The organism is Oryzisolibacter sp. LB2S (genome assembly GCF_040732315.1).
In the GTDB taxonomy this organism is placed as follows: domain Bacteria; phylum Pseudomonadota; class Gammaproteobacteria; order Burkholderiales; family Burkholderiaceae_C; genus Alicycliphilus; species Alicycliphilus soli.
Map to the genome: position 1 here is coordinate 2,796,891 of NZ_CP160388.1, position 17,993 is coordinate 2,814,883.

General features: G+C 68.7%; 11 protein-coding genes and 1 riboswitch. Of the genes, 6 read left to right on the plus strand and 5 right to left on the minus strand.

The window, feature by feature from the left end; all coding sequences use genetic code 11:
• Positions 1-222: 222 nt before the first annotated feature.
• Together ABUE11_RS13255 and ABUE11_RS13260 are read right to left on the minus strand one after the other, a co-directional pair.
• Positions 223-2,868 carry a DUF349 domain-containing protein gene (locus tag ABUE11_RS13255; protein WP_367065731.1) on the minus strand — a complete coding sequence of 882 codons (2,646 nt, stop codon included), beginning with the start codon at positions 2,866-2,868 and terminating at the stop codon, positions 223-225.
• Between the two features lie 166 nt (positions 2,869-3,034).
• Positions 3,035-6,763, minus strand: coding sequence for a DUF748 domain-containing protein (locus ABUE11_RS13260; RefSeq protein WP_367065732.1), 3,729 nt, complete (start codon positions 6,761-6,763; stop codon positions 3,035-3,037).
• Positions 6,764-7,541: 778 nt separating this feature from the next.
• Between ABUE11_RS13260 and ABUE11_RS13265 the strand changes: the two genes are divergently transcribed.
• The 3 genes from ABUE11_RS13265 (at position 7,542) to nrdR (ending at position 10,329) form a co-directional block, all read left to right on the plus strand.
• On the plus strand, positions 7,542-8,363 hold the full coding sequence (locus ABUE11_RS13265) for a lytic transglycosylase domain-containing protein (RefSeq protein ID WP_367065733.1): 822 nt from the start codon (positions 7,542-7,544) through the stop codon (positions 8,361-8,363).
• Between the two features lie 51 nt (positions 8,364-8,414).
• A riboswitch (ZMP/ZTP riboswitch) is annotated at positions 8,415-8,576 on the plus strand.
• A 34-nt stretch (positions 8,577-8,610) separates the two neighbouring features.
• Positions 8,611-9,855, plus strand: coding sequence for a serine hydroxymethyltransferase (gene glyA, locus ABUE11_RS13270; RefSeq protein ID WP_367065734.1), 1,245 nt, complete (start codon positions 8,611-8,613; stop codon positions 9,853-9,855).
• Between the two features lie 24 nt (positions 9,856-9,879).
• Positions 9,880-10,329, plus strand: a complete 450-nt coding sequence (gene nrdR, locus ABUE11_RS13275) for a transcriptional regulator NrdR (protein WP_367065735.1) — start codon at positions 9,880-9,882, stop codon at positions 10,327-10,329.
• Between the two features lie 61 nt (positions 10,330-10,390).
• On the opposite strand, the gene aroC is transcribed toward nrdR, so the two are convergent.
• Positions 10,391-11,485, minus strand: a complete 1,095-nt coding sequence (gene aroC / locus ABUE11_RS13280) for a chorismate synthase (protein ID WP_367065736.1) — start codon at positions 11,483-11,485, stop codon at positions 10,391-10,393.
• Between the two features lie 93 nt (positions 11,486-11,578).
• The gene (locus ABUE11_RS13285; protein ID WP_367065737.1) at positions 11,579-12,034 is read right to left on the minus strand and encodes a CBS domain-containing protein; all 456 of its coding nucleotides are present in this window, start codon (positions 12,032-12,034) and stop codon (positions 11,579-11,581) included.
• A 97-nt stretch (positions 12,035-12,131) separates the two neighbouring features.
• Here ABUE11_RS13285 and ABUE11_RS13290 point away from each other — a divergent pair, with 97 nt between their 5' ends.
• The 3 genes from ABUE11_RS13290 (at position 12,132) to ABUE11_RS13300 (ending at position 17,193) form a co-directional block, all read left to right on the plus strand.
• A complete protein-coding gene (locus tag ABUE11_RS13290; RefSeq protein ID WP_367065738.1) occupies positions 12,132-13,433 on the plus strand; it encodes an O-acetylhomoserine aminocarboxypropyltransferase in 1,302 nt (433 codons plus the stop codon).
• Positions 13,433-14,239, plus strand: a complete 807-nt coding sequence (locus ABUE11_RS13295) for an alpha/beta hydrolase (RefSeq protein WP_367065739.1) — start codon at positions 13,433-13,435, stop codon at positions 14,237-14,239. The genes ABUE11_RS13290 and ABUE11_RS13295 overlap by 1 nt, the downstream gene beginning before the upstream one ends.
• A gap of 197 nt (positions 14,240-14,436) precedes the next feature.
• On the plus strand, positions 14,437-17,193 hold the full coding sequence (locus tag ABUE11_RS13300; RefSeq protein WP_367065740.1) for a cation-transporting P-type ATPase: 2,757 nt from the start codon (positions 14,437-14,439) through the stop codon (positions 17,191-17,193).
• Here the strand turns inward: ABUE11_RS13300 and ABUE11_RS13305 are convergent.
• Complete coding sequence (locus ABUE11_RS13305; RefSeq protein ID WP_367065741.1) at positions 17,165-17,869, minus strand: HAD family hydrolase; 705 nt, start codon at positions 17,867-17,869, stop codon at positions 17,165-17,167. The genes ABUE11_RS13300 and ABUE11_RS13305 overlap by 29 nt on opposite strands.
• Between the last annotated feature and the right edge of the window lie 124 nt (positions 17,870-17,993).

The window sequence follows — 17,993 nt, forward strand, 5'->3', positions numbered from 1 at the left end:
TCCCGCGCCGTGGCTTCATGGCTTCTGTGGATCCCCGCCTTCGCGGCGATGACGGGCATTGCGGGTGCATCCGAAGGATTGGCGGTTTGAGCATCCAATCAGCCTCCAGCACTTGCACAGCAAGCGCAAGCAGCTATCAAAAAAATGCCCGGCGCATCGCACCGGGCATTTTTTCATGGGCTCCCGGCCTTCGCCGGGGCGGCCGTAGGGATCACTTGCGGATCACTTGCGCAGCAGCACCTTCAGCGCCGCCTGCAGGCGGCGTGCGCTGGCATCGTCGCTGGCGCCGGCCAGAACCTGGGCGGCATCCTGGGCCCAGGTATCGGCGGGCGCGGGGTCGTTGCGGCGCGTGAGCATCTGCAGCTGCAGCGCGCGGCGCGCGGCCAGCTGGTCGGCGGGCGTGGGCACCTCGGCGGCGATCTCCAGGCGCAGCAGGGCCTGGTCGGCCGTGGCCCCTGCGGCCTGGGACAGGGCCTGGCTCCAGGCCGTGCGCACGCTGGCCGACACCTTGCCGCCGAGTTCCTGCGCGCTGGGCAGCTGACCGGCGTCGCGGCTCTTCCAGGCCGTCATGAGCTGGGTGAGCGCCTCGCCATGGGCCTGGGCCGCGAGCTTGCGCAGCGCGCTCTGCGCATGCTCCATGGCTTCGCGCTGGGCGCGGAAGGCGGCATCGCCCAGGCGCGGGCCACGCGCGGCCATGCCTTCGCGCTCACGGCCACGCCCGGCACCGTCGCGCGGGCCACGGCCATCGCGTGTGTCACGGCGCTCGGGCCCGCCGCGGCCGCCGCGGCCCTGCGGCGCGGGCTCGGACTTGCGCATGCCGGGGCGGTCATCGCCGCGCACGGCGACCACGGGGCGTGCGGCCGGCGCGGGCCGCGCGGGGGCCTCTGCGGACTCACCGGCTTCTGTTTTTGCTTCTGTTTTTGTAGCTGCTTGCACTTGATCCGCCTGGCCTTCAGCCTGATTCTGCTGTGATGCTGCGGCAGCGCCCTGCCCCGCCTGCTCCTTGAGCGCGAGTTCCAGCGCCGCCATGGCCGCGCGGATCTGCTGCGCGTCACCCGTGGCGTTGGCCGCCTCGAGCGCCTTGGAGGCGTCTAGCACCGCACGGTCGCGTGCGCTCATCTGCGCGGCGCCGCGCTCGCGCTCGGCGGTCTTGCGGTTGAAGGCCTCGTCAATGGGCTTGCGGAAGGCGTCCCAGAGCTTTTGCTCCTGGCGGCGGTCGAGCGGCACGGTCTGCGCCTCGGCCTGCCAGCGCTGCTGCAATGCCTTGACGGCGTCGATGCGCAGCGTGGCCGCGGCGCCCAGGGCCTCGGCCTCGGCAATCATGGCCTGGCGCAGCTGCAGGCTGGCCTTTTGCGCAGCCTCCAGCGGCGCAGACGCCGTGGCCACGGCCTGCTTCCACAGCGGCTGCAGCTCGGCGTAGATCTTCTCGCTCACATGGCCGCCGGAGCGCCAGCGCTCGCCAAACTGATGCAGTGCGCGGTTGGCCGCCTTCCAGTCTGCGGCGGCCGCGCCGGCCTGGGCCTGCGCCCATTGGTTGAGCTCCTCGATCAGAGCCATGCGCTGCGCGCGGTGCTCGGCCCCTTCGGCGCGCACCTTCTCGAGCCATGCCTCGACGACCTTGTGGGCGGCGTTGCAGGCATCGTCAAACTTCTTCCACAGCCCATGGTTGGCCGGAGCGCCCTGGTCGGCCTGCTTCCACTGCTCGCGCAACTGGCGCAGCGACTCCTGCATCTTGCGTCCGCCCAGCGCCTGTCCGTCGGGGCGGGCGAGCAGCGCCTCGGCGCGCGCCACCAGGTCTTCGCGCAGCTGGTCGGCGCTCCAGCGCTGCCAGCCTTCGAGCTCGCCGGCGGCCACGAGCGCCGCATGCACCTTGCGCTCGAGCTCGGCGTCGATGAAGCGGCCATGCACCTTGAGCACGGCGCGCAGCGCCGTGGCGGCGCCGGCGCTGGCCTTGCCATGGCCCTGGGCGGTTTCCTGCTCGAGCTTGCCCAGCGCCTCGCGCACGGCCTGCATGGCCTTGTCGCGCACCTCGGGGTCGACCTTGGGCCTGGCGGGCGCACGGGGCGCAGTCGCCGCGGCCTCGGCCGGCAGGCCGCGCGCCTGGCGCAGCTCGTCGGCCCAGACGGGCACGGGCGGCAGGGGCGCGGAGGCATCCTGGGCGGCCGCCGCGGTCAGCGCCAGCGCGGACTGGAAGGCCTCCCAGACCACGAGCAGCTGGCTGCGCGAGGATTCGAGCTGGGTCGGAAAGCGCGCCTCCACGCTGGACCACGCGGCGTCGCCGGTCAGCGCCTGGGCCTGCTCCTGCCAGCGGCCGACGTCGGCCGTCAGGGCCTCGAGGGCGTTCTGCGCGTCCTGCCAGGGCTTGGTGGACAGCACCTCGATGCGCTGCGCGAGCAGCACCGCGGCCTCGCGCTGCACCTGCACGCGATGCTGCAGGTCCTCGATGGTCTTGACGCGTTCGCTCAGCTGCGCCTTGAGCTGCGACAGGGGCTCGCGCGACAGCGGCGCGCCGGCCTTGGCCGCGTCGCGCTGCCAGGCCAGGGCATCGGCAATGTTGAGCTGGGCCGCAGCCAGCAGGGCCTCGGCCTTGGCCTGCCATTCGGCGGCAATGGCCGCCTGGCCCTGTGCGCGGCGAATCTCGTCGAGCCGCTCGCGCACGGCGCGCGCGGCGCCCTTGTCGCGGGCGCTGAGCTCCTTGAACACTTCCTGCAACTTGTCGGTGGCGGGCTGCGTGGCAAGCCATTCGCGGATACGCGCCGAGCGCTCGCCCGACGTGGCCGCGGAAAAGGCGCCGCCCGTCAACGCATCGAGGGGGTGCGGCTCGCTGGTTTTGGCCGGGACCGGGGTCGCTTCAGGTGCGTCAGACATTGTGTTGCGAGAGGAAAAGGGAAACATGGATCCAATGAAATGAATGGCGGGCCGGCCGCATCGGCCGGCTCCAGCCCGTGCATGTGGCGGTACGCCCGCCACCGGCAAAGGCGCTATTTTCGCCCGAATTGCTCCGGGGTCGATGGGGCATGCGCCCGAGGCGTCCTCAACGCGTGGCCAGCGCCAGCTCCGCCTTGGGCGTCCACCTGGTCGCACCCTCGCCCTCGGGCTGCAGCTTGGGGGCGCCGACGAACAGGCGATCGGCGGGCACCTGGCGGCTCGCCAGGTAGTCGCGCACGGCGACACCGCGCGCCAGCGCCAGGTCCGACATGGCGCTCTCCGGCACCGCGATGCTGTCGAGCAGCAGGGCCTCCATCTCGGCCTGCGGCAGATCCTTGGCCATGCCGATCAGGTTGCGCGGCTTCTTGATGTCGGCACGGCGATAGGCCTCCTTGAGCAGGGCCGGGTATTCCGCCTCGCTGACCGACACCACGTCGGCCGGCGCGGCGCCAGCGGACGCGGCTGCGCGGCGCTTCTGCGCCAACACGAGGTCCGCCAGGCGCTGGCGCTTCCACGCCGCCCGCTCCGCCTGCGGCTGTGCCCAGCCGACCACCGTGACCTGCAGGGCGGGTCTGTCGGCCAGCTGCTTGGCGATCTTGTCAAGCAGTTCGCGGGCCTTGTCGTCGAGCACGCTGCTGCCGGGCGCAAAGCTCACCACGCCCTGCTCGTCGCCCCCGCCGAACGCACCGGCGAGCAGGGAAAACGGCGCGGTGATGGCCTTCATCACGAGGTTGCCGATGACCTTGAGGATCACTCCTCCGAGGCTGAACTGCGGATCGTTGAGCGAACCGCTGATGGGCAGCTCCACATCGATCACACCGTTGCGGTCCGCGAGCAAGGCCACGGCCAGGCGCACGGGCAGGCTGGCGGGCGCCCCTTCCACGGGGTCGCCGAACGCCAGCTGCTTGAGCACCAGCCGGTTGCTGGCCGTGAGCTGTCCATCGGGCTGGACCTTGTAGGCCACGTCCATGCTGAGCTTGCCGCGTTCGATGCCATGGCCCGCATATTTGACGCTGTAGGGCGAGAGCGGCGGCAGTTCCAGGTCGGTCATGTGGCCCTGAACGTCGAGCGCCAATGGCTTGGCAAGCGGATTGACCTTGCCCAGGATCTCCAGCGCGGCAGTGCCCTGGGCACGGCCATGGAGCTCCAGGTCGGCCATGGCGGGCTCGGCGCCCTCCGCCGCGGGAACCGACGAGAAGGCACTGAGCCGGCCCGTGAGCTCGCTCAGGTCGGCCGAATAGTTGGGCTTGATGAAAAAATCCGAGAAACGCACGGCCCCATTGGTCAGGGCCACCGGGCCGAAGCGGATCACCGGCGCCATGGGGTCGGCGGGCGGTGCCGCTGCCGGCACCTGCGTGCTGGCCGCGCCCGGCGCATTGCCCTCGGCCTGCGCCGGTGGTGTGGCGGCGGGCGCGTCCGAGGCTTCACCCTTGCGCAGGTCCTGCAGGTTGATGCGGCCGTTTTCATGAACGATGACGCGCGCGAAAAAGTCGCTCAGTGCGGTCTCCTGCACGTCCAGCGACAGGGGCCTGCCGGGGCGCAGATCCACGGCGACGCCGCGCAGCGCCAGCGTCTTCCAGCGCAGCAGCTCTTCGCCGCGCTCGGCGATGCGGGTGCTGCGCTCGTCCGCGCCATCGTCGCCATCCTCGTCCTTGGCACGCACGCGCACCTCGTCGAGCGATGCGTCTCCGCTCACGGACACCCGCGGCCCCGCCTTCTCCTGGGTATAGCGCAACCGCCCGTCGAAGCTGCCATCGGCACGCAGGATGTCCACATTCAGGTCCGCCGTGACATAGGGCTCGAAGGCGTGCAGCGGCAGGTGCTGGGCATGCAGCCTGCCCTGCACGTTCAGGGCGGGGTTCATGGCCAGCGAGCCATCCCAGCGCAGGCGCCCCGGCTCGGTGCGGCCCGCGGCGACGCGTGTGTCGAGCTGCACGGTGGCGGGAGTCAGCCGACCGTCGGCATAGGACAGATCACGCACGCGCAGCTGCAGGCCCGAGGCCCGAAGCGCGACCGGCCGCTGCGGCAGCTCGTCACGCACGGCGACGCTCGCGCCGTTGACCTCCAGCGCGGCAAGCTGGACGGCCCAGGCTGCGCCCTCTGCCTTCGCCGCAGCCCCGTCCTGCCGCCGCGACGCCTTTGCCGCGGGCGCTGCTGGAACCTGAGCCAGCCATTGCTCGAACATCCATTCGCCTTTGCGGCTGCGCGACACCAGGGCCTTGGGCCCATTGAGCAGCACCCGTCCCACCGTCACGCGCTGCGCGGGCAGGAGCGCCAGGGTATCGGTGACCTCCAGCTGCCCCCATTCGAGCAGCGAGGTTTTCCCCGCATCGGCAACACCGGCCCGGCGCAGGCCCGCGCAGTTTGCGGCGGCCGGGCACTGCAGGGCCAGCCTGTCGACCGACAGGCGCGCCACCTGGGCGGCCATGGCCTTGCCCTGCCTGGCCAAGCCGAGGTCGGCGTCGACCATACCCGTCAGCCCGGGCTGGATGAGCTGCGCCAGATACGGCGCCGCCATCTCCAGCGGCAGCCCACGCAGGGACACGGCGGCCTTGGCCTGGCTGTCGGTCGCCTGTCCCTCCATGGCCAGTCGCGCGGCCTCGCCCCGGGCGGAGCCCCCCGTGAGCTGCGCGCTCGCGCGAAACTGCAGGGGCTGCTGCTGGGGCAGCGCAATCTCCGTGGCCTGCAACTGGACCTTGTCGGCCCGCCATTCGGCCTTGCCGCCGGGCAGGCTCGCGTCCTGCCAATCGACGCTCGCGTCGCGCAGGCCCAGACGGGCAAGGCGCAGCTGCCATGCGCCCTGCGACGCATCGGCGGCCGGCGCCACCTGGGCGGCATCTGACTGTTCGGTCTGGTCCCCCATGGCCGGCAGCTCCACTGCCCCGTTGGCTGCCCGACGCAGGTACGCCTGCGCGCCGGTCAGATCGATGGACTCGATATCCACCATACGCTGCAGGGGCTGAACGTCCTTGAGCCGCACCTGCAGGTCGGAAAAATCCAGCAAGGCCCGCCCGCCCGCGTCGGTGATCTGCGCGCCCTTGAGCTGCACGGCGCCCCGGATCCTGAGCAGCGCCTCGCCGGCCTGCTCGAAGCCTATGCGCAGATCCGCGCCGAGCCGCCCGGCGCCCAGGCGCACCGGCACGCTGCCCGGCAGGTAAGCACCCAGCGGCGCGAGGTCAAAGTCCTGGAAGCGCAGGTTCAGATCGGTGTGCCGGTTGTCGGCGAACGGCGTGGCCTCGGCGGCCGAATCGAACGCACTGCCGTTGAGCTCGAACGCCAGGCGTGGCGTAACCCGGACCTCCCGGTCGGCCGAGAAGCTGCTCAGAAACGGAATCTGCAGCCTGAGATCGCGCAGCGTATGCGTTCTGTCGACGGCGCGGTCGTCGAAGTCGGCTGCGCCGCCGTTCACGGCGATGTTGTAGATCGCGAAGCGCGGCACGGTGGACGGCTCGTCCTTGGGCTTGGACTGCTCGTTCAGGCGCGCCAACACGTCCTCAAAGTCCCATGAACCGCTGGCGCTGCGCGAGACATGGATCACGGGGTCGTCCACCTGCACCGCATCCACGACCGGTGCCAGCCGCCACAGGGACTGCAACTCCGCATCCATATAGATGCGCCCCACCTGCACCTGGGAGGATGAGCCATCCTGAGAGGCGATGCCCAGACCGTGCAGCGTGGCCTCCAAGGACCAGGGGGAGAACTCCACCCTGGCCACGGTGACCTTGCGCCCCAGGGCCTCGGAGGCATGGCGTTCGATCTGCGTGCGGGCGATAGGCGGCACCGCCAGCCATGCGACCAGCCACAACAGCAACCAGCCCGCCACAAGCCACAGCATGCGCCGGACCCAACGATTGCCTTTCAACGCCTGACCAATTTGCATCATCCGACACGCCATCCCAAGTGTTTTGCGCCATTGGAGCAGCGAACGCCCGGGAGGAAGTGTAAAAAACTGCAAAAAGAAAGCCCGGCAGACGGAGTCCTTCCGCGTACCGGGCTTGACGGCAGACACAACGGTCCTTTGCCATCTTTTGCGACCAGGGAGAGGATCGTCCCTGGCGCAGGAGGCAAGGTATTGCCTCCAGGGGGTGCCTTGAAAGCGGTGGCTCCACGCTGCGACACGGACCTGAGATCCTTCGTCGCGCTGGTATCGCTCCTTCCGGCGGTCGCCCGAATCGTCCGGGCGACTCAAAGGTAGCAAAGCCCGCCGCTTCTTTCCAGCTGCTTCTACCTATCGGGCACAGCATCCGATTGATGCTTTCATTTCGGGCCCGCCCTTCCACGACACGTCCGGGCACAAATGCCCAGAAATTCATCAGATTTCGGGTTTCAATCCAGTATACAAACTACTTTTTACTATGTTTAAATGAATCTATATTCTTGACTGTGCATTTTGACGCCCCCTAGAATCCGCGCATCTTCAAGAACGGAGGCCCACATGCCTCTGCCGTAACCCGGCCTGGACCGGATCGGTTCGCAAGCATCCATGACGCCGCGCGCCATGGCACGGACCGGTCGACCAGGCAATCCATGCCAGAACAGCTGGCAAGACCGGAGCCTTCAGCGTGCGCACAAGACGCTGCGCCCTGTGGGATCCGCCTCTGAAAGGAACAGCTATGACAGCATCAGGAAAAGCGATGACCGGCGTGCGCACCTTTGCCGCCGATGTGCTCAGCGGTTTTCTTGAAATCACGCACAGCGGCTTTGCCCTGCTCGGCCTGGCGGTCGCCTTCGCCGCGATCACCCTCACGGCCCGCCCCGACTTGCGCCAGGCCGGGGAGGAGCAGCTGCGGGCATGGCTCCACGCGCGCCATGTCGAGGAGATTGGCTTCGCCCTGGAGCCGGCCGCGAGCGAGCGGGCCGTGGCCATCAACCCCAAGGAGTTGCCGCGCGAGCAGGCGGCCGTCGCCTATTGGCTGAGCAAGAAGTACCGCGTCGCCCCCGAGCCGCTGGCCGCGCTGGTCACCGAGGCCTATGACGTCGGCCGGCGCACCAAACTCGATCCGACGCTGATTCTGGCCATCATCGCCATCGAGTCGAGCTTCAACCCGTTTGCGCAGAGCTCCGTCGGCGCCCAGGGGCTGATGCAGGTCATGACCAGCGTGCACACCGACAAGTACGAAGGCTTTGGCGGCCGCCTCGCGGCGTTCGACCCTGTTGCCAACCTGCGCGTGGGCGTCAAGGTACTGCAGGAATGCATTGCCCGCGCCGGCTCCCTCGAAGGCGGTCTGCGCTACTACGTGGGCGCCGCCAACCTGCCCAGCGACGGCGGCTATGCCGCGAAGGTGCTGGCCGAGCATTTCCGCCTGCGTCAGGTGGCGGGTCGCCCGGTGACCGTCGCCAAGCCGGAAGTCCCCAACAAGGCTCCCGCTGCTGCCGAAACGGCATCCACCGAGCCGCAGACAGAGGAAAAGGTCGCGCTGCTCGGCAACAGCTGAGCATTCCGAGTAGCCCACCACGGGCAGGGCGAGGACCTGCTCCGCTACACTAGCGGGGTACGCAACTGGCGATAGGCGCGCGACCTCGAGGCCGCGCCGCTGACGTGGAGACCGGCAGAAAGGCTGTTTTTTCTGCAAACCACTGGGGAGCGTACCGCGCGGATATGGCAAGCAGTGCCCCGCAGCGATCCGTCGTTCGCCTGGGCAGCCCTTGATTGCCAAGGGACTCTTAGTTCATCGGACTGCCATGTATCAACGCAATATCCTCGTCGAACAAACCGATCCTGAAGTGTGGGCCGCCATCCAGGCCGAGAACCTGCGCCAGGAACAACACATCGAGCTGATCGCCAGCGAGAACTACGCCTCGCCCGCCGTCATGGCCGCGCAGGGCTCGCAACTGACCAACAAGTACGCCGAGGGCTACCCCGGCAAGCGCTACTACGGCGGCTGCGAGAACGTGGACGTGATCGAGCAGCTCGCCATCGACCGCATCAAGCAGCTGTTCGGCGCCGAGGCCGCCAACGTGCAGCCCAACTCGGGCTCGCAGGCCAACCAGGCCGTGTTGATGGCGTTCCTCAAGCCCGGCGACACCATTCTGGGCATGAGCCTGGCCGAGGGCGGTCACCTGACGCACGGCATGGCGCTGAACATGTCGGGCAAGTGGTTCAACGTGGTCTCCTACGGCCTGAATGCACAGGAAGAGATCGACTACGACGCGTTCGAGGCCAAGGCGCGCGAGCACAAGCCCAAACTCATCATCGGCGGCGCATCGGCCTACGCGCTGCGCATCGACTTCGAGCGCATGGCGCGCGTGGCCAAGGAAGTCGGCGCCATCTTCTGGGTGGACATTGCCCATTACGCCGGCCTGGTGGTCGCAGGCGAGTACCCCAACCCCGTGCCGTTCGCCGACGTGGTCACCTCCACCACGCACAAGAGCCTGCGCGGCCCGCGCGGCGGCATCATCCTGATGAAGGCCGAGCATGAGAAGGCCATCAACAGCGCCATCTTCCCTGGCCTGCAGGGCGGCCCGCTCGAGCATGTGATCGCCGCCAAGGCCGTGGCCTTCAAGGAGGCACTGTCGCCCGAGTTCAAGGCCTACCAACAGCAGGTGACCAGGAATGCCAAGGTGTTCGCCCAGACGCTGACCGAGCGGGGTCTTCGCATCGTCAGCGGCCGCACCGAAAGCCATGTGATGCTGGTGGACCTGCGTGCCAAGGGCATCACCGGCAAGGAGGCCGAGGCCGCCCTGGGCAAGGCGCACATCACCATCAACAAGAACGCCATCCCCAACGACCCGCAAAAGCCCATGGTGACCAGCGGCGTGCGCGTGGGCACGCCGGCGATTACCACGCGCGGCTTCAAGGAAGAGGAAACGCGCATCACCGCCAACCTGATGGCCGATGTGCTGGACAACCCGCACGACGAGGCCAACCTGGCCGCCGTGCGGGCCAAGGTGCAGGCGCTGACCAGCCGCTTCCCGGTCTATCGCTGATACGGCCCCCGAGCCGCCGCCGCGATGAGGTGCCCTTTCTGCAGCCACCAGGACACCCAGGTCATCGAGACCCGTGTGTCCGAGGACGGGGACTTCATCCGCCGCAGGCGCCAATGCGGCGCCTGTGAAAAGCGCTTCACGACCTACGAGCGGCCCGAGGTCAATTTCCCCACCGTCGTCAAGAAGGACGGCCGCCGCGTCGAATACGACCGCAACAAGCTGCTCGGCTCCTTCAAGCTGGCGCTGCGCAAACGCCCGGTGAGCACGGTGCAGATCGACTCGGCCATCGAGCGCATCGAGGAAAAGCTGCTGCACCTGGGCCAGCGCGAGGTGATCTCCGCCCGCATCGGCGAACTGGTGATGCGCGAGCTGAAGAAACTCGACAAGGTGGCCTACATCCGCTACGCGAGCGTCTACCGCAGCTTCGAGGACATCGACGAATTCCGCGCGCTCGTCGACGAGGTGCGCAAGTAACCGCGCTACTCATTCAATAGCTGCCAGCGGTTGATGGACAAGCGCTGGAGCCACTTTTTACTCAAATACTCGCGGGAATCGGCGGCACGGCCTGATGCACGTCGCCACACTGCGCGCGCTGGCGCAGCGCATGGTCCATGAGCACCAGCGCCAAGAGCGCCTCGGCAATCGGCGCGGCGCGTATGCCGACGCAGGGGTCGTGACGCCCCTTGGTGATGACCTCGGTGCTCTGGCCGTGGATGTCGATGGACTCGCGCGGGCTGATGATGGAGCTGGTCGGCTTGATGGCCAGCTGCACCTCGATGTCCTGGCCCGTGCTGATGCCGCCGAGGATGCCGCCCGCGTTGTTGCTCGCAAAGCCCTGGGGCGTGAGCGAGTCGCCATGCGTGGTGCCGCGCTGGGCCACGCTCGCAAAGCCCGCGCCTATCTCCACGCCCTTGACGGCGTTCAGCCCCATCATCACGTAGGCGATGTCGGCGTCGAGCTTGTCGTAGAGCGGCTCGCCCAGGCCCACGGGCACGCCGCTGGCTTGCACGCGGATGCGCGCGCCGCAGGAGTCGCCGCTCTTGCGCAGCGCATCCATGTAGTCCTCGTATTGCTGCACATCAGCCACGGGGGCGAAGAACGGGTTGTTGGGCACATGCTCCCAGCCCTCGAAAGGGATGGGCAGCTCGCCCAGCTGCGTCATGCAGGCGCGAAAGCGCGTGCCGTATTTCTCGGCCAGCCATTTCTTGGCCACGGCACCGGCAGCCACGGTGGGCGCCGTCAGGCGCGCGGACGAGCGCCCGCCGCCGCGCGGGTCGCGCAGGCCGTACTTGTGCCAATAGGCGTAGTCGGCATGGCCCGGGCGGAAGCTCTGGGCGATGTTGCCGTAGTCCTTGCTGCGCTGGTCCTGGTTGCGGATCAGGAGCGCGATCGGCGTGCCCGTGGTCTTGCCCTCGTAGACGCCCGAGAGGATTTCGACCGCATCGGGCTCGTTCCTCTGCGTCACATGGCGGCTGGTGCCGGGGCGGCGACGGTCCAGGTCGGCCTGGATGTCGGCCTCGCACAGCGCCATGCCCGGTGGGCAGCCGTCGATCACGCAGCCAATGGCCGGGCCATGGGATTCACCGAAGTTGGTGACGCAGAAAAGGGTGCCAAGGGTGTTGCCGCTCATAGGGGCGAGATTATCCCCGAGCGGCCTCAACTATGAAAAAAATAGCTTCCAGCGCTTGTCGGACGGGCGCTGGAAGCCGATTTGATCCAAAGGTCAGTGGGCGGGCGGCGTTTCTTCCTGCGGCCAGTCGCGGATATAGGCCTTGAGCAGGCGGTTCTCGAAGTTCTGGCTGTCCACCACGGCCTTGGCCACGTCATAGAAGCTCACCACGCCCATGAGCATGCGCTGGTCCATCACCGGCATGTAGCGCGCATGGCAGCCCAGCATCATGCGGCGCACCTCGTCCATGTCGGTCTCCAGCGTGCAGGTCACGGGGGCGTCGTCCATGGCCGTGCGGACCAGCATGGTGCCGACGCCGCCGCCGTTCCTCACCAGCATCTGGATCACCTCACGGAAGGTCAGCATGCCCACCAGGTCGCCATGCTCCATGACCACCAGCGAGCCAATGTCCTTCTCGGCCATGGTTTCCACGGCGCGGGCCAGTGGCTCGTCCGGACTCACGGTGTAGAGGGTGTTGCCTTTGAGGCGCAGGATGTCGCTGACTTTCATGGGGAACTCCGGGTGGCGCCGCGGGCGCCGCGTGCAGACTGATGGCGGGGAAATATAGCCCACAATGGCGCGCAGTTTCACCACCCTGGAGACATGGATGCCCGGATACTCCGACCCCGGCTTTGACACCCTCGCCCTGCACGCGGGCGCGCAGCCCGACCCCGCCACGGGCGCGCGCGCCGTGCCCATCCATCTGACGACCTCGTTCGTCTTCGAGTCCAGCGACCATGCCGCCTCCCTGTTCAACATGGAGCGCGCGGGCCATGTGTACAGCCGCATCAGCAACCCCACGAACGCCGTGCTCGAGCAGCGCGTGGCCGCGCTCGAGGGCGGCGTGGGCGCGATCGCCACGGCCAGCGGCCAGGCGGCGCTGCACCTGGCCATCTGCACGCTGATGGGCGCGGGCGGCCATATCGTGGCGAGCACGGCGCTCTATGGCGGCTCGCAGAACCTGCTGGCCTACACGCTGCGGCGCTTCGGCATAGAGACCACGTTTGTCAAACCCGGCGACATGGCCGGCTGGCGCGCCGCCGTGCGGCCCAACACCCGGCTCTTTTTTGGCGAGACCGTGGGTAACCCCGGCCTCGAGGTGCTGGACATTCCGGCCGTCGCGCACATCGCCCATGAGGCCGGCGTGCCGCTGCTCGTCGACTCCACGCTCACCTCGCCCTGGCTCATCAAGCCCTTCGAGCATGGCGCGGATTTGGTCTACCACTCGGCCACCAAGTTCCTCTCGGGCCATGGCACGGTGATTGGCGGCGTGCTGGTCGATGGCGGCAGCTTCGACTGGGAGGCCTCCGGCAGATTCACCGAGCTGACCCAGCCCTACGACGGCTTTCACAACATGGTGTTTGCCGAGGAAAGCACCGTGGGCGCCTTTTTGCTGCGCGCGCGCCGCGAGGGCCTGCGCGACTTCGGCGCCTGCATGAGCCCGCACACCGCCTGGCTGATCCTGCAGGGCATAGAGACCCTGCCGCTGCGCATGCAACAGCACATGCGCAACACCGAAAAGATCGTGCAGCTCCTCGCGAGCCACCCCTTCGTCTCGCGCGTGGGCCACCCGCTGCTCGAGTCGCACCCCAGCCACGCACTGGCGCAAAGGCTGCTGCCGCGCGGCGCGGGCTCGGTGTTCAGCTTCGACATCAAGGGCAGCCGCGCGCAGGGCAAGGCCTTCATCGAGGCGCTCAAGCTCTTCTCGCACCTGGCCAACGTGGGCGACTGCCGCAGCCTGGTCATCCACCCCGCAAGCACCACGCACCACCGCCTGAGCGACGAGGCGCTCGCCGCCGCCGGCATAGGCCAGGGGACGATACGCCTGTCCATAGGCCTGGAGGATGCCGACGACCTCATCGACGACCTCAAGCGCGCCCTCAAGGCTGCAGAAAAGGCGGGTGCGTGATGCAGGTGCTGGTCAACGGCGCACAGACCTATTGCTACAGCGGCGGCAAGCCCTTCGATGCCACCCAACCCACCGTGGTCTTCATCCACGGCGTGCTCAACGACCACAGCGTCTGGGCGCTGCAAAGCCGCTACATGGCCCACCACGGCTGGAACGTGCTGGCCGTGGACCTGCCCGGCCACAGCCGCAGCAAGGGCGATGCGCCCGAGAGCGTGGAGCAGGCGGCCGACTTCATCGCTGCCCTGCTCGATGCGCTGGGCGTTGCCCGGGCCGCGCTCGTGGGCCACAGCTGGGGATCGCTGATCGCGCTGGAGGCCGCCGCACGCCTGGGGCAGCGCGTGAGCCACCTGGCGCTCGTGGGCACGGCCTTCCCGATGAAGGTGTCGCCGGCACTCATCGAATCCGCTCTGAACGAGCCGGAGAAGGCGCTGCGCATGGTGAACGTGTTTTCGCGCAGCACCCTGGCGCCGCCGCTCGGCGCGGGCCAATGGGTCTATGGCGCGGGCATGGCCCTGGGCCGGCGTGTGCTGCGCAGCAACCCGCAGGTCAATGTGTTCCATCGCGGCTTCGTGGCCTGCGACAGCTATGCCAACGGCGAGCAGGCCATCGCCGCCATAGACTGCCCGGTGCTGTTCGCGCTGGGCGCGCAGGATCAGATGACGCCGCCGAAGGCCGCGCAAGGCCTGATTCGGGCGGCGCGTGACGCGGGCAAGACCGTACAGATAGTCGAACTGCCCGTGGGCCACCACCAGATGACCGAGGCGCCCGACGCCACCCTGCAGGCATTGCGGGACTTTCTGATTTAAGTCAAATATGGCTGCAGCGCTTTACCATCAAGCGCTGACAGCTATTGATTTGATAGTTTTGCGCACGGTCTCAGGACCGTATTCCGCCTGTTCAGCTAGGGCATGGGCGCGCCAGGCCATACCGGCACCCTAGACTGGCTGCACCACAGCTTCCCCTTTCGCATGGCCCGGTGCGCCCCACCGGGCGCACACCCTGCATGCCGACGACGCCGACTGCACACCACCAAGACACCCCCTGGCACGCCCTGCCCGCGAGCGACATCGCCACGCACCTGGCCACCGACGTGCATCATGGTCTGCCCCATGCCGAGGCCGCGCAGCGCCTGATACAGCACGGCCCGAACCAGCTGCCCGCTCCGCCGCGCCGGCCCGCATGGCGCAGGCTGCTGGCACAGTTCAACAACGTGCTGATCTACGTGATGCTGGTCTCGGCCGTCATCACGGCCGCGCTGGGCCACTGGATAGACACGGGCGTGCTGCTGGGCGCGGTGATTGTCAATGCCATCCTGGGCTTCGTGCAGGAGGGCAAGGCAGAGTCGGCGCTGGACGCGATCCGCCGCATGCTCTCGCCCCAGACCACGGTGCTGCGCGGCGGAGAGCGCCAGCAGATCGCGGCCGAGCAGCTCGTGCCCGGCGACATCGTGCTGCTGGCCTCGGGCGACAAGGTGCCCGCGGACCTGCGCATCCTCTCGGCCAAGAGCCTGCGCGCCGACGAGGCCGTGCTGACCGGCGAATCCGTGCCCAGCGACAAGAACGAAGACCCCGTGGCCGAGGACGCGCCGCTGGGTGACCGCCGCGGCATGCTGTACTCGGGCACGCTGGTGGCCGCGGGAACGGCCGTGGGCGCCGTCGCTGCCACAGGCACCCGTACCGAGCTGGGCCGCATCAGCGCCCTGCTGGCACAGGTCGAGACGGGTACCACGCCGCTCTTGCGCCAGATCGCGCACTTCAGCCACTGGCTGGCGGGAGCCATCCTGGTGTTCGTGCTCGCCACCTTCGCGATTGGCGTGCTCTGGCGCGGACAGGCGCCTGGCGACATGTTCCTGATGGCCGTGGCACTTGCCGCGTCGGCCATCCCCGAGGGACTGCCGGCCATCATGACCGTCACGCTCGCGCTGGGCGTGCGCCGCATGGCCAGGCACCGCGCCATCATCCGGCACCTGCCGGCCGTGGAGACGCTGGGGTCGGTCACCGTCATTTGCTCGGACAAGACCGGCACCCTCACCTGCAACGAGATGACGGTGCAGCGCGCCGTGACCGCAGGCCGCGTGTACGAGGTGACGGGCAGCGGCTACGCGCCGCAGGGTGGCTTTCAGGTTGGCGGCATGGACGCCTCGCCCGCCGGCGACCCCGTGCTGCAGGGCATGGCCCGCGCGGCCCTGCTGTGCAACGACAGCGCGCTGCACCAGGGCGCCGAGGGCTGGACGCTGACCGGCGACCCGACCGAGGGTGCGCTGCTCACCTTTGCCCTCAAGGCCGGACTCGATGGCCCGGCCACGCACGAGGCACTGCCGCGCATCGACGCGATTCCGTTCGAGTCGGAGCACCGCTTCATGGCCACGCTGCACCACGACCGGGCCAGCGAGGACGGGCAGGCGCTCATCCTGCTCAAGGGCGCGCCCGAACGCGTGCTGGACATGTGCGACAGCCAGGCCACCACCCGGCTTGGCGCGCAGGAGCCGGCCGCGCTCGACCATGACTACTGGCGCCGCGCCGCCAACGACTGTGCCGCGCGCGCACTGCGCGTGCTGGCCGTCGCGGTCAAGCGGGTGCCCGCGCGGCAGAGCACGCTGTCGTGGCAGGACATGGAGGGCGGCTTCACCTTGCTGGGCATCCTGGGCAGCATGGACCCGCCGCGGCCCGAGGCCATGGCCGCCGTGGCCGAATGCCATTCGGCCGGCGTGCGCGTGAAGATGATCACCGGCGACCATGGCGAGACGGCGCGCGCGATCGGCGCGCAGCTGGGCATAGGCCTGGGGCGCCCCGCCCTCACGGGCGCCGAGATCGAGCTCATGGACGACGACGCACTGCGCGAGGTCGTGGACAACGTGGACGTGTTCGCACGCGCCAGCCCGGAGCACAAGATTCGCCTGGTACAGGCCCTGCAGGCGCGCGGCGAGGTCGTCGCCATGACGGGCGACGGCGTCAACGACGCCCCGGCCCTCAAGCGCGCCGACGTGGGCGTGGCCATGGGCCGCAACGGCACCGAAGCGGCCAAGGACGCCGCCGCCATGGTGCTGGCCGACGACAACTTCGCCACGCTGGGCGCAGCCGTGCGCGAGGGCCGCGGCGTCTACGACAACGTGCGCAAGTTCATCCTGTTCATGCTGCCCACCAACGGAGGCGAGGCACTGGTGGTGTTCTTCGCCATTGCCTTTGCGCTGCAACTGCCGCTGACCGCCGCACAGGTGCTGTGGATCAACCTCGCCACCTCGGGAACGCTGGGCCTGGCGCTGGCCTTCGAGCCCACCGAGAGCGATGTGATGCAGCGCCCGCCGCGCGATCCGCGCGACTCACTGCTCTCGGGCCTGTTCGTGTGGCGCATCTTCATGGTGTCGCTGCTCATGGCGGGCGCCGCACTCGGACTGTTTCTGTGGGAGCTCGAGCGCGGCGCCAGCCTGGAGACGGCGCGCACCGTGGCCGTCAGCACCGTGGTCGCGGCCGAGATGTTCTACTTGCTCAGCAGCCGCCATGTCCTGCGCAGTGCGCTCACGCGCGAGGGACTGCTGGGCAACCCGCAGGTACTGCTGGCGATGGCGGCCTGCGCCATGCTGCAACTGGCCTTCGTGCATGCGCCCTGGCTGCAGGCGGTGTTCGGCTCCACCGACCTCGCGCCCGATGAATGGCTGCGTGTGCTGCTCGCGGGCGCGCTGGTGTTCGTGGTGGCGGAGCTGGAGAAATGGGTGCTGCGGCGCTGGGACCGCGTCAGGCCAGCAGCTCGCACAGCGCCGTGAGGCTGGGCACGGTGGCGTGCGGCGGCGCGCCATCGCGCGGCCATGCGGCGCCCGCCGTGTTCAGCCACGCGGCCTGCATGCCCGCATCCAGCGCGCCCTGCGCGTCGAGCAGCGCGTCGTCCCCCACATGCAGCACCGCGCCAGGCTCGGCGCCCGCGGCCAGCGCACCCGCATGAAAGATGCGCGCATCGGGCTTGGCCACACCGAACTGCGTGGCGCTCAGGCTGGCCGCGAAATACCTGCCGATGCCTATGCGCTGAACATCCGCGTTGCCGTTGGACAAGGCCACGACCGGATAGCGTGAGGCCAGGAAATCGAGCGTCGCGAGCGCATCCTCAAACAGATCCACACGCTGGCGTTCGGCAAAGAAGCAATCGAACGCCGGCTCCGCCAGTTGCGGATCGTCCCCCGCCTGGACAAGCGCCATGCGGATGGACTCGCGGCGCAGTGCGCTCAGGTCATGCCGCAGGTCGGGGCGCAAGGCCTCCATGCGGACACGGATGGCACGCAGCGCCTGGGCGTCGCCGAAGAGCGCCGCAGTGGCCGGCGCATGCGCCGCCAGCCAGTCGGCCAGGACCGCTTCGGCGCGCGCAATGGCCGGCCAGACGGGCCAGAGCGTGTCATCCAGGTCGATGGTGATGGCGCGTATGCGTGCGATATCCAGGCTTGTTTCCACGGCTGATCCAAGTGCAGACATCGGGCATGGTGGGCATGGAGCGCCCATTCATCGCGGCCGCACCGGCCGCGCCTGCCCGTCTTCTTCCGGGCGCCATTGTCGGGCGAAAACGCTCTGCGTTCTC